Annotated in this window: 10 protein-coding genes; 3 read left to right on the top strand and 7 right to left on the bottom strand. The window is 39.7% G+C overall.

The window, feature by feature from the left end:
• Window positions 1-174 precede the first annotated feature (174 nt).
• The 3 genes from HPC41_RS19615 (at window position 175) to HPC41_RS25450 (ending at window position 2,956) form a co-directional block, all read left to right on the top strand.
• Window positions 175-1,521, top strand: coding sequence for a Gfo/Idh/MocA family protein (locus HPC41_RS19615; protein ID WP_172395778.1), 1,347 nt, complete (start codon window positions 175-177; stop codon window positions 1,519-1,521).
• Window positions 1,522-1,664: 143 nt separating this feature from the next.
• Window positions 1,665-2,213: a CNNM domain-containing protein gene (locus tag HPC41_RS25455; RefSeq protein ID WP_246250921.1), complete on the top strand. Its 549-nt coding sequence runs from the start codon at window positions 1,665-1,667 to the stop codon at window positions 2,211-2,213.
• Window positions 2,120-2,956 (top strand): hemolysin family protein, encoded by an 837-nt coding sequence (locus tag HPC41_RS25450; protein WP_246250918.1) that lies wholly within the window; start codon window positions 2,120-2,122, stop codon window positions 2,954-2,956. The genes HPC41_RS25455 and HPC41_RS25450 overlap by 94 nt, the downstream gene beginning before the upstream one ends.
• Before the next feature lie 86 nt (window positions 2,957-3,042).
• On the opposite strand, the gene HPC41_RS19605 is transcribed toward HPC41_RS25450, so the two are convergent.
• The 7 genes from HPC41_RS19605 to HPC41_RS19575 all read right to left on the bottom strand — a co-directional run bounded on the left by HPC41_RS19605 (window position 3,043) and on the right by HPC41_RS19575 (window position 12,678).
• Entirely contained in the window at window positions 3,043-4,632 is a 1,590-nt protein-coding gene (locus HPC41_RS19605; protein ID WP_172395776.1) for a peptide MFS transporter, read from the bottom strand.
• Window positions 4,633-4,716: 84 nt separating this feature from the next.
• A complete protein-coding gene (locus HPC41_RS19600) occupies window positions 4,717-6,291 on the bottom strand; it encodes a peptide MFS transporter (RefSeq protein WP_172395774.1) in 1,575 nt (524 codons plus the stop codon).
• A gap of 233 nt (window positions 6,292-6,524) precedes the next feature.
• Entirely contained in the window at window positions 6,525-7,415 is an 891-nt protein-coding gene (locus tag HPC41_RS19595) for a TIM barrel protein (RefSeq protein WP_172395772.1), read from the bottom strand.
• A 24-nt stretch (window positions 7,416-7,439) separates the two neighbouring features.
• The gene (locus HPC41_RS19590; RefSeq protein ID WP_172395770.1) at window positions 7,440-8,168 is read right to left on the bottom strand and encodes a (Fe-S)-binding protein; all 729 of its coding nucleotides are present in this window, start codon (window positions 8,166-8,168) and stop codon (window positions 7,440-7,442) included.
• Window positions 8,169-8,188: 20 nt separating this feature from the next.
• Window positions 8,189-9,487: an MFS transporter gene (locus tag HPC41_RS19585; protein ID WP_172395768.1), complete on the bottom strand. Its 1,299-nt coding sequence runs from the start codon at window positions 9,485-9,487 to the stop codon at window positions 8,189-8,191.
• Between the two features lie 10 nt (window positions 9,488-9,497).
• Window positions 9,498-10,817 carry a D-alanyl-D-alanine carboxypeptidase gene (locus tag HPC41_RS19580; protein ID WP_246250915.1) on the bottom strand — a complete coding sequence of 440 codons (1,320 nt, stop codon included), beginning with the start codon at window positions 10,815-10,817 and terminating at the stop codon, window positions 9,498-9,500.
• A 124-nt stretch (window positions 10,818-10,941) separates the two neighbouring features.
• Window positions 10,942-12,678, bottom strand: coding sequence for a RagB/SusD family nutrient uptake outer membrane protein (locus HPC41_RS19575; protein ID WP_172395764.1), 1,737 nt, complete (start codon window positions 12,676-12,678; stop codon window positions 10,942-10,944).
• Window positions 12,679-12,696 lie beyond the last annotated feature (18 nt).

Here is a 12,696-nt window from a genome sequence, read left to right as displayed (position 1 = left end):
ATGATAATTTTTATTTCAATCAAACGATTGCATGAAATTTAATAAATTTAAGCAAACGATTGCACTTTCATTTATAGCAAATGAAATAATATATTTGTTGATAAGCACCAGTCTCATAGATGGTTCTTCATTAAAAGAAATAACTAATATACAAACTCCTCATATCTCAAAACAATGGATAGAAGAAATTTCATTAAATCAACTGCAATCACTACCGCTGGAATCGGCGTCCTTTCGAGCACAGACTTATTTGCCCAATCAAATGGGAAAATAAAAATCGGCTTTATCGGAGTAGGTCTCCGTGGTCGTAACCACGTTCAGATTGCCTTGAATAGAGACGATTTAGAAATAGTGGCCGTATGCGATACACAGGAAGAATCGCTTGCACAATGCCGTAAACAGTTCAATGCAAAAGGCACCAAACTTCCGAAAGAGTACACTGGCGGTGTTGATGCCTACAAAAAAATGTTGAGCAGTGAAAAACTAGATGCCGTTATCATCGCAACACCCTGGCAGTTTCACAAAGATCAGGCTATCGATGCTATGAAAGCAGGTTTATATGTAGGTTGTGAGGTTATCGCTGGCCTAACTGTACAAGATCACTGGGATGTCGTAAAAGCATCTGAAGAGACTGGCAAGCCTTACATGACATTGGAAAATGTTGCTTTCCGTCGCGATGTACTAGCAGTTCTTAATATGCACAGACAGGGCTTATTCGGTGAATTGTTACACCTTGAAGGCGGTTATCAACATGATTTACGTGAAGTTCTATTCAATGATGGAAAGAGTTATTACGGACACGGTGCAGAGTATGGATCCAAGGCAATTTCTGAAGCCCAATGGCGTACACAATTCAACATTGATCAAGATGGTGATCTTTATCCAACGCATGGTTTAGGTCCAATCATGCAATTTGTAGACATCAACAAAGGCAATAGGTTCACGCACATTACATCTTACTCAAGTAAAGCACGTGGACTGGCAGCTTATGTAAACAAAGTATCGCCAGGACATCCGAATAGTAAATTAAACTATAAAAACGGAGACATTACGCAGACCATGCTGCAATGTGCAAATGGAGAAACGATGTTATTGACACACGATACCCACTTGCCAAGACCTTACTCGATTGGCTTCCGCGTACAAGGTACTGAGGGTATCTGGATGGATGTAGCCAAAGGCATTCACATCGAAGGTAAATCAAAACCACATACTTGGGACCCAGCGGAAGAATGGGTAAAAAAATATGACCATCCTATCTGGAAAAAATACGAAGAATTAGCGACAGGTTCGGGTCATGGTGGCATGGACTGGTTTGTATTCAATGCTTTTATTCAAGCTGTAAAACAAAAGGTTCAAACGCCAATTGACGTTTACGATTCGGTAACGATGAGCGCGGTATTCCCTCTTTCGACGGAGTCCATCAAAAAAGGCAATAAAACCTTAGCGTTCCCAGATTTCACAAAAGGAAAATGGAAAACAAAGAAAAATACTTTTATGCTTGACGATAGCGGCATGTAATATCAAAAAATAGTATAAAGCAAAGAAGCTGTATCCTTAAAAGATGCAGCTTCTTTGTTTTCACTGAAGATAATCCCAATAGTTCTACCATTTAGATTACCTTTTTCTTAAATTAGCCTTTACAAACATTTTTTCAACACGTTATGCTTACCGAAGCAATTATAATCTTAGTACTGATCATCCTAAATGGAATTCTGTCTGCCTCTGAGATTTCAATCGTATCCAGCAGAAGGTCACGTTTACAAGCCGAGAGCGACAAGGATAATCCCGCCGCAAAGATTGCACTACATCTCAAGGAATCACCCAACAGCTTCTTGTCAACAGTGCAGATTGGAATCACTTTGATTGGCATCTTAACCGGGTTCTTTTCAGGTGGCAGTATCTCTTCATACTTGATTGAAGTTTTTAATAAATCGAGTATACTCGCACCCTATAGTCAACAGCTTGCGGTTATATTGGTTGTGCTGGTCATTACCTACTTCTCATTGGTTATGGGCGAGCTGGTACCAAAGCGTATTGGGATGGCCATTCCTGAAAAATATGCGATGCTCATTGCCTACCCCATGAACCTACTTAGCAAGATTGTCAAACCGTTCGTATGGTTATTGAGTGCCTCAACCGAGTTTATTGTCAAATCCTCAATATCAAAAGTACGGGAAACAGTGTCACCGAAGAAGAGATCAAGGCATTAGTGGATGAAGGAGTCGATAGTGGCGTGATCGAAGGTATTGAACATGACATTGTGGATCGTCTCCTAAGTTTAGGCGACAAAAAAGCCATTAACCTGATGACCCACCGCAAGAACATTGTATTTTTGGATCTTGCAGACAGCTTCGAAGAAAACAGACAGATTATCCTCGATAATGACCATTCAATTTATCCCGTTTGCGAGGGTGGACTGGATAATATCAAGGGCGTAGTTCATGTCAAATCCCTGCTTAGACAATGCTTTCAAAACAAACCTTTTGATCTCAAGGAGCTCCTACTTCCGATCAAATTTGTCAACGAATTCAGTTCGTCATACAGCATTATGAATACGTTGAGAACATCCCAGGTACACCAGGCAGTTGTCATTGACGAATACGGTTCGCCACAAGGTATCATCACATTAAGAGATATTGTCGGCGATTTAGTCGGCAACATTACTGAAAGCGATATCAGTGCACGTCCAACAATCCGTCAATTGGAAAGCGGGGATTATGTTGTGGACGGACAGTATCAAATCGAAGATCTCTTGGATGAATTTGAAATAGGACTTTCTGAAGAAGACGAGGATGATATCAACAACGTCACTACTGTAGGCGGCTTGGTTTTCCTACTCCTGGACCACGTTCCTGAAGAAGGCGAACGTGTACGCTTCAAAAACATGGTATTTGAAGTGCTGGATATGGATGGCAACCGAATAGATAAGTTATTATTAAAAATTGAGGAATAACAAGGAATCTATCTATTCCATTAACAAATAAGGGCCAATCAGTATTGATCGGCCCTTATTTGTTATAGCACTTTTAAGAGACTCACCTAGTTAATACCGTGCATCATCTTTTTCAAAATAGGATTGAAAGCAATCAATAATAGTGCAGTCACTCCCGGAACAATGGCAAAGATCATAAAGAAATAAGACATCGAGTGCTCCTCCGTAATTTTATCAATATATGAACCTAAAAAACCACCTATGAAATTAGCGATGGCTGAGGCACAAAACCAGCAGCCAAAAAGTAATCCTAAAAACTTTTTTGGAGAGAGCTTACTTACATACGAAAGTCCCACAGGTGATAGACAAAGTTCTCCTGCTGAGTGGAAGAAATAAGCAATAACAAGCCAGATCATACTAACTGATGCAGTTTTCGCTCCCTGAGGAATATCACTTGCTCCGTAGGCGAGAGCTGCAAAGCCAATACCGACCAGGAGCAAACCTAGCGCAAATTTTACGGGCCCTGAGGGATTCCATACTTTTTCCCAGAATTTACTGAAAGATGATGCTAGGGAAATAATAAAAAATGCATTCAATATCTGAAACCAGGACGCACCAACTTCAGATCCTGTTATTCCGATCTCGCGGAATACTTTCCATAAGCCCAAGCACCAGATAATTCCGAAGGAAATCGCAGTGAATAAAATCGTCAACGGATATTGCTTATAAATCTTTCTAGCCAACGCTGTCAATACAATAGTAACAATAACAATGGGAACAATAGTTAGAATAGTATCAATCCATTTAAAAGCGACAGCTGAGTCTCCCGACAGCAAACGCTGTGTATAATCTTTGGCAAAAATAGACATCGAACCGCCTGCTTGCTCAAAGGATAAAAAGAATACGACACTAGCAAGCATAAATATTGTAACCACGACAAGACGGTCCCTAACGACATTACCAGGAATAACCTCATCAACCTCTTCATGGTTTTTGACTTTTTCATCATGATGGGCTTGTATTGCTTTAGGAGAATCGCCAATAATTCCGAATATGTTTTGCCCAAAATAGAATTGAAGCATTCCGAAAAACATGAAAACCCCTGCTAATCCAAATCCATAATGCCAGCCAATTTTTTCACCGATATAACCACACAAAAGCATCCCCAAAAATGAACCAGCATTGATACCCATATAAAAAATCGTATAACCAGCATCTTTCTTTGCACTTTTATCTGGGTAAAGGTTCCCAACCATGGAAGAAATATTAGGTTTAAACATTCCATTTCCCAGGATCATTAAAAGCAGACCTAGAAAAAAGAAGCCTGAATTAACGCCTTCAAATGCCATGGATAAATGCCCTAATGTCATAATCAATGCACCTATTAAAATAGCTTTCTTAAATCCAGTCAATTTATCTGCAATCATACCACCGATTAACGGCGTCAAATAAACAAAACCTGTATATGCACCATATAATTTCATAGCGCGTTCGTTACTCCATTCCCAGCCGCCATCAGCAATCGTACTGATTAAAAATAAGGTCAATAAAGCACGCATGCCATAATAGCTAAAACGCTCCCACATCTCGGTAAAGAACAGCACAAATAATCCGGCAGGGTGCCCATTTACCATCTTGTCATCTATACCCTGCTTGGCTAGATGCGCTACAAGAACTTGATCTTTTTCTTGATTCATATAAATTTCAATAATTGTTTTATAACTCAGGTTTTGTTTTTAATTTGATAAAAATCGCATGAAGATACACTATTTTTCTATGAATTAATCAATTCCATGCATCATCTTTTTTATTTTTTGATTACCAAAGAGTAGAAATACAGCCGCTATCATAGGCAGAACGGTAAACACGGCAAAGAAAAACGACATCGAATGTGATTCGGTTATCCGATCAATGTAAGAACCAATAAATCCACCTATAAAATTAGCGATGGCGTTGGCGCAAAACCAAAAACCAAATAGCAATCCCAAGAATTTCTTTGGCGACAATTTACTTACATAAGACAATCCTACAGGACCGATACAAAGCTCACCAACCGTATGAAAAAAATAAGCCAATACCAACCAAATCATACTCACCGACGCTGTTTTAGCCCCAGTAGGGATTTCGGAGCTTCCTATTGCTAAGGCAGCAAACCCAACGCCAACCAACGTTAATCCCATCGCAAACTTAATCGGGCCTGAAGGATTCCAGACACGCTCCCAGATTTTGCTAAATGACGTCGCTAGCGTTATAATAAAGAAAGAATTAAGCATTGGAAACCAAGAGACGGTCACTTCGGAATTCATGCCATGATATTCGCGGTAAATCTTCCATAAACACAAAAACCAGATAATCACAAATGAAATGCTGGAGAAAAGTATGATCAATGGATATTTACGGATTATCTTCTTGGCCAACACAAACAATACGCCAGTAATCACTACGATGGGCACAATTGTTAACGCAAAATCCGCCCACTTAAAAATAGTAGCAGCATCTCCGCTCAATACACGTTGCGTATAGTTTTTAGCAAATATGGTCATTGACCCTCCGGCCTGTTCAAAAGCCAAATGAAATACAATGCTTGAAAACATAAAAATGGCGATGACCAATAGGCGATCGCGTACAATATGCTTCGGGTGCTCGTCTTCTTGGTTCAATTCCTCTAAAACAGTACTTTCTTTTTCAGGCGTATTTCCTATTTTCCCGAAAATACGTTGTGCAAAGTAAAATTGCAGCATTCCCAAAAACATAAATATACCAGCAAGTCCAAAACCGTAGTGCCACCCGATTTTCTCACCTATATAGCCACACAGCATCATCCCCAAAAAAGCTCCGCCATTGATCCCCATGTAGAAAATTGTATATCCAGCATCTTTCTTGCCGCCTTTATCGGGATACAGTTTACCAACCATGGAGGAAATATTTGGTTTGAACAAGCCATTACCCAATACAATAAGCACCAATCCCCCGAGAAAAAAGTTTTTATTGAAACCCTCCATAGCCATAGAAATATGCCCTAAGGTCATGATTACTGCGCCGATCATAATAGACTTCTTATAACCTGTCAGTCGATCGGCAATGATTCCTCCAAATAAGGGCGTTAAAAACACCATTCCCGTATACAGACCATACAGCTTCATCGCTTCTGAATTCGTCCAACCCCAGCCATGTTGAGCAATTGTGGACACCAGGAAGTTTACTAATAGTGCGCGCATGCCGTAGTAACTAAAACGTTCCCACATTTCAGTAAAAAACAAGACAAATAATCCTGCGGGATGCCCTTTCACCAATACTTGTTCAGCGCCCACTTTATTTAAATGAGAAGTTAGAACAGCATCATTTTCAAAATTCATGTTTTTCTAATCGTTATTTTTCAATATCAGGTAGTGTGATTCAGTTTGTCTATTTTTAGCAGCCCAAATACTTCTCTTTTCATACGATTAATACATATGGCCATCGATTCGGTTACAAGTCAAATATGGACAAGAGTTTGGATCTAGTTTCATAGGATAACTCCTATTAAAACAAGTCCTCGTTAAAAGCAAAGTTCTTTTCAACCTCATGAAAAGAACTTTGTTTATCTGTTTTAGATCAATGGACGCAAGCGCTCCAATAGTTTTTTCGTTGCGAAGATGCCCTCCTCTTCACTCAATTTAGTTCCTTCGTATTCAATCCCCACATATCCTTTGAATTTTGCTTTTTTCACAATCTTCAGCATGCGCTCATAATCAATCTGAGTCTCATTGCCATTGGCATCAAAATCATGTGTTTTTGCACTAACGCCGTGTGCATAAGGCATTAGATCAGTTACACCTTGATAACGGTCGTATTCATAGAAATTACCTAAATCAGGTAAGCTACCACAATATTTGCTTCCTACAGCTTTCAAAGTTTTAGCCAACCAATCACCGTGTGAAGAAATACCGCCGTGATTTTCCACAATGATGCTAATACCCGCTTTTTTTCCGATATCAGACAAGGTTGTCAGGCTCTCTACCACGCGTTTGCTGACTTCATCAGGTGTCCCCTTACCTGCAGCATTTACGCGGATAGCATGACAACCCAAAAAATTCGCTGCAGAAATCCATTTATAGTGATTTTGTACAGCCTGTTTTCTTTTAGTTTCGTCCTCATCACCAAGATTTCCTTCACCATCGATCATAATCAAGACGTTCCTTACACCATTATCTTTTGCACGCATGTTGAGTTCTGTCAGATAATTGTTGTCATTAGCCTTGTCTTTAAAGAACTGATTGACATACTCTACACCATAGATACCATATTTTTTTGCCGCTACGACCGGAAAGTCCAAATTGTTCAAATCACCCTTAAATAATGTTTTATGCAATGACCATTCGGCTAAGGAAATGTCAAACCAGTCTTTCTTTGCCGCAGCAAAACTCTCCAACGATGGCGCCAATACCATACCGGCAGAGGCTAATGCAAGGTTTTTAAGAAAATCTCTTCTAGAATTCATATGTTTAGATTTAAAGTGTATTATTTATATATTTCCCCAGCCAGTAGTCAGTACATCAACAAGGTGCATGGTCTGGATAGGCAACTTATGTTTATCAATATAGGCTTGCAACTGCAGCAAGCAAGACGAATCTGTCGAAATAATATAATCAGCATTCATTGCCATCGCATTCCTGACTTTCTGTTCCGCCATGGCTGCCGATATCCCCTCAAACTTAACTGCAAAACTTCCACCAAAACCGCAACAGGTTTCACTATCTTTGACCTCAAGCATTTCCAATCCCAGCACCTTGCTCAGCAACTTACGGGGTTCATCCTTGATTTTACACTCGCGCAGCGCTGAACAAGAGTCATGATATACTCCCACACCTTCCAACTCCGCTCCAAAATAATCCTTTTTCAGTACGTTGACCAAAAAATCAGAAACCTCCATGACCTGTTGTTGTATTTTATGGCATTGATGAGAATCGGCAGAATTCGCAAACAGATCACTATAGCTATTTCTGACCATACCGGTACAAGATGCCGAGGGGGAGATAATGATATGATCGCCCGAAAAATCTTCTAAAAACTTCTTTCCTACCTGCTTCGCATCGTCCCAAAAACCAGCATTATAGGCTGGCTGTCCACAACAAGTCTGATCGGGGTTATAAAGCACTTCACAACCTACTTTTTCCAATAAACGAATCGTATTAAAAGCGGTCTCTGGATAAAGCTGATCTATAAAACAAGGAACAAAAAGTTCTACCTTCATATTTAATTCAATCAATAAAATTAAGATTTATTGGATATTAATATCCGTACCAAAAGTAACAATCCAATTACAAAAAATAAAGAAAGTATCAATGCAGAGTAGCGAATATTATGTGTAATCTGTTCGATCAGACCGAAGGAAAACAAGCCAATGACGATTGCTACTTTTTCTGTAACGTCATAAAAAGAGAAAAAAGCCGTCGTATCCTTGATATCCGTTGGAATCAATTTAGAATAAGTTGATCTCGACAAAGACTGGATTCCGCCCATTACCAAACCAACCAATGCGGCAATAATGTAAAACTGCATTGGCGTGGACAGGTAAAATGCTGCAATGCAAATTGCTATCCAGATCATCACAACGACGATCAACACCTTAATATTTCCAAAAAGCTTCGACAGGTATGACATCAAAAATGCCCCTAATATTGCGACAAGTTGGATTAAAAGAATGGTTGCTATAAGTCGCTCAGCGCCTAGATGAAGAATTTTTTCTCCAAATGACGAAGCAACGATCATCAGCGTCTGCACGCCGATCGCATAAAAGAAAAAAGCCGGTAGAAATTGTTTGATTTCAGGTATATCTCTAATTTTTTGGATGACATGGCTAAATTCATCACGTACATTCTGAACAAAGCTTTTACCAACATTATTGCCAGTAGCTTCTATTTTAGGCAAATATTTAAATGGAATCATGGAGAACCCCAACCACCACAGGCCTACCATCAGAAAAGATATGCGAGCTGGTAAAGATGGATCGGTAATACCAAACCAGTCCGGTTTTAAGACCACAATAAAACAAAGTATCTGTAAAGTCACACAACCGATGTAACCAAAAGCAAATCCCTGCGCGCTCACTCGGTCTTGTTGATCTACAGTCGCCAGCAGCGGCAAATAAGAATTATTGAACAACACACCACCAATGTAGCCCATTGCAGCCAAAGCGAAACAGATAATACCGATTTCCAACGTTTCGAGCTTAAAGAAAAACAGACACATGCACGCAATTGCACCAACATAGGTAAAGAATTTCATGATTTGTTTTTTCAACCCTTTCGCATCCGCATAAGATGATATAAAAGGCAATGAAAATGACATCAATAGATAAGCGGCAGCCAATGCAAAATTGGAAAGCGCTGTATTGACAATCTCGAAACCAAAGAAATTAACCACATCCCCTTGCTCTTTTGTCGTCGTTATTGCGGTATAGTATACCGGAAAAATGGTGGAGGTAATAACAAGGTTGTAAGCGGAATTGGCCCAATCAAACATCGCCCAGGAACGAATCAGTTTTTTATTGTTTTTTGCAATTGCTTCCATTTAAATTGGCTTAATAAGTTTGACGAATATAAGTAATTATTTTAGCCATTTCCTTACGAATTGCAGCTGCTCGATCATCAATATAATTATTATTCATAAAAGAGAAAGCAAGCCGGCGCCCAGATCTTGTGATCAGATAACCACTCTGATTATACACTGACGTGATTGTTCCGGTTTTTGCGAATACAAAAGGTACACCTTGGTCTTTACTGTAGGTTCGTTTCAATGTACCATCCACTCCACCCGCGGGAAACATTCGAAAACGCTGCTGCTCATCAGGTATTTTATTCTTCAAAAGAACCAGAAGATCAATGTTATTCTGCGGCGTGACTTTGTTATACGAAGATAATCCCGACCCATCGAAAATCGCTACTTCATCCGAAAAAAAGGTGTAGACCTTATTTTTCATCCAGTCCCGAACCAGATAGGTATCGAACTGGCCAAATTGTTTCCACGAGCACATCATCAAAAATTGCTCAGCAATAAAATTATCACTTGGCAACATCATTTCGCGAATAAGGTTTTTGGTCTCTCCTGAGTACACTATTTTTGTATCATTTGGCTTTTTATAATTTAGTAGCCCCACCTTCTTACCTAAGGTATCTGACAATAGTTTCACAAATAAACTATCCGAATAGATAAATGGCACCTCATTGACGTAATCATTTGGTACGGGCCGTTTTGACATCCAGAAAGAATTGCTCCGAAATGAGCGTGAAAGCTCAAAATCACCAGCTTTAGGCTCAGGTAAAAAATCCAGATCCTTTTGAAAACTTGTTGGAGAAGTATTTAAATAATTGTATCCCTTTTGACGAAAAGTAACCACATTTCCATAGATCGGAAAGGTACTTATTTCAGGCTGATAATATGCCTCAAAATCTTCCATAGCCCAACCATGGGCATAGAACTTATTTTTCATCGTCCCGGGCACCAGGTAGATGGTCTTATTCGTTTTTTTTAAAAAATTAAACACCACCCGTGTATCCAGGCGATTATGCAAAAAAGTCGGGTCCCCAGTACCCCAAATCAATAAAGAATCCCCGCGTTCGACATATTCCAACCCGGGTATGGAGTCTCCCAAAAGTTCCAGTGCCGCATAAGTCGTGTACATTTTCGTATTCGAAGCTGGCGTAAAATGTTTATTGCCATTGACATCCATGACAAACTTATTTGCCGTTAAATCATATAATGAAAATCCATAAAAATGATCATTCAATATTTTGGATTCCTGAAGCATCCGGTAGACGTCTTCAAAATCTTGTGACTTTACGATGCGGGTAGAAAATAGGACAAGCCAAAGCAGTAATATCGCGCGCAGAAATTTTTTCATTGGTTCAAACATACAAAAAAGAGCAGCAACTCCTTTTCTCCTATTGCCAAAATTCAGATACAAATCACTAAAAACGGCAAAAGGAGGAAATTAATTCCTCCTTTTGCATTATTTATATCAACTATTAGTAGCCTGGGTTTTGGGTAAGGCTGCCATTGCTTTTATTGATTTCCTCTTGTGGAATTGGGAAATAAGCATTTTTATCCGCATACGCTTTGCTCTTAAAGACAGGGAGAATACCGCCCTCGAATTTTGCGTAATTTGCAATAACGTCTTTCGCTATGCCCCAACGTACTAAATCAAAAAAACGATGCCCTTCCATGGCAAGTTCCAACCTTCTTTCAAAACGAACAGCTTTGCGCGCCTGATCTACACTTGTGAACGCCAGGTAAGGTTTTACCTCATACTTCGCAGCTGGCACTCCCTTTTCTGTCAATTTCGCTGGCAATTTTGCGGCGCGCAGACGAATTGAATTGACATATTTTAAAGCATTGGGAAGATTACCAAGTTCAACTTCACATTCCGCAGCCATCAGAATCACATCGGCCAAACGCATGATATTCACATCCAAATCAGTAACATAGGCTGCTCCTGCCTGAGTATGTGCAGCATGCTGGCTCTTTGGAATCATTGTCTTTATACCTGTAAATGGACCTCCGTGCGGGCGACTACCCTCTTCTGGACGCAACCAGGCATCCCCCGGAAACACTCCATAATCCAAAAAGTTAACACCACGACGGCCTACTGTGTAATCAAGACGCGGATCAAATTTTAAATTTAAATCTAATTTATAATTCGCAATTGCGGTCTTGTCAGTCAGTAGGATATCAGACGTATAAGGATTATTACGATAAGACTCATCTAACATCGGAAGACCATTTGCATCTACTTTATACGCGTTAACAAGATCAATGGAAGGTTGGTAGAAACCACAACAACCGACTGGGTTCGTTCCATTCAATCCGCCCAGCATATCTCCTACATTGGCATTATCGCCGCCACCATCTGGATTTATAGCATGTTTCGCTACCAAAAGAGCCTCAGGACCATTTTCCTTATTCACATCGTAATTATCTTGGAAAGGCATTGTCGTGATATCCCTGCTACCGATGACTTCTTTAAATAATACTAAAGCTTCAGCATATTTTTTTTGATAAAGGTATAATTTTCCTAAATATGCTTTTGCAATGCGCTGATCCACCCTTCCGCCTTCACCATTGATCTTCGTATCAGGCAAATTAGCTATCGCAATCTTAAGATCGTTTTCAATCATGGGCTGTACATCTTTGTCATTTTTGACAACCTTTGCATCATCGATACTGGTATTTTCATCTACATAAGGAATGTTTTTAAATATACGCCACAGAAAGAAGTAATAGTGAGCGCGTAGCATTTTGGCTTCACCTTCTATTTCCTTTGCACGATCAGCTTTAATCGTTTTGCTGCCATCTTGATCCTCCTTCAATAAGCGGAGTGTTGTATTGGCCCGGAGTATCCCTTCATAATACACCTGCCACATTGTGCTCAAGTTGTCGTTAGAGGAGATTGTGGTAAACGATTCGATCATATTCATATTCGGCTGATCGGTGATCACCGATCCCTTGTGCGCATTATCGGACGTTATTTCTCCAAAGATCCATTGGCTTGGTGCTGAGCCATAGTTCCCCCAAGTACCGTTTATATTACCGTTCATAATCCCATAAGCCCCGATCAAAGTTGCCTCTACACCTTTCTTACCCTCAATTTGTTCTTCGATTAATTCGCCTTGAGGATTTTTTTCCAAAAACCCTTTACTGCATCCAAATATGCCTAAAGTTGTCAGTCCTAACAGACTGTATAATAGAATAGTTCTCTTTTTCATTTTAATTGCTTTATAATT

This window comes from Sphingobacterium prati, from assembly GCF_013167215.1.
Classification (GTDB): Bacteria; Bacteroidota; Bacteroidia; order Sphingobacteriales; family Sphingobacteriaceae; genus Sphingobacterium; species Sphingobacterium prati.
The sequence above is the reverse complement of the archived record's forward strand: the minus strand, read 5'-3'. Positions and strand labels throughout refer to the sequence as shown.

Coding starts and splice junctions, on each gene's coding strand:
- HPC41_RS19615 (WP_172395778.1), top strand. CDS start 175: ATGGATAGAAGAAATTTCATTAAATCAACTGCAATCACTACCGCTGGA.
- HPC41_RS25455 (WP_246250921.1), top strand. CDS start 1,665: ATGCTTACCGAAGCAATTATAATCTTAGTACTGATCATCCTAAATGGA.
- HPC41_RS25450 (WP_246250918.1), top strand. CDS start 2,120: ATGGTTATTGAGTGCCTCAACCGAGTTTATTGTCAAATCCTCAATATC.
- HPC41_RS19605 (WP_172395776.1), bottom strand. CDS start 4,632: ATGAATCAAGAAAAAGATCAAGTTCTTGTAGCGCATCTAGCCAAGCAG.
- HPC41_RS19600 (WP_172395774.1), bottom strand. CDS start 6,291: ATGAATTTTGAAAATGATGCTGTTCTAACTTCTCATTTAAATAAAGTG.
- HPC41_RS19595 (WP_172395772.1), bottom strand. CDS start 7,415: ATGAATTCTAGAAGAGATTTTCTTAAAAACCTTGCATTAGCCTCTGCC.
- HPC41_RS19590 (WP_172395770.1), bottom strand. CDS start 8,168: ATGAAGGTAGAACTTTTTGTTCCTTGTTTTATAGATCAGCTTTATCCA.
- HPC41_RS19585 (WP_172395768.1), bottom strand. CDS start 9,487: ATGGAAGCAATTGCAAAAAACAATAAAAAACTGATTCGTTCCTGGGCG.
- HPC41_RS19580 (WP_246250915.1), bottom strand. CDS start 10,817: ATGAAAAAATTTCTGCGCGCGATATTACTGCTTTGGCTTGTCCTATTT.
- HPC41_RS19575 (WP_172395764.1), bottom strand. CDS start 12,678: ATGAAAAAGAGAACTATTCTATTATACAGTCTGTTAGGACTGACAACT.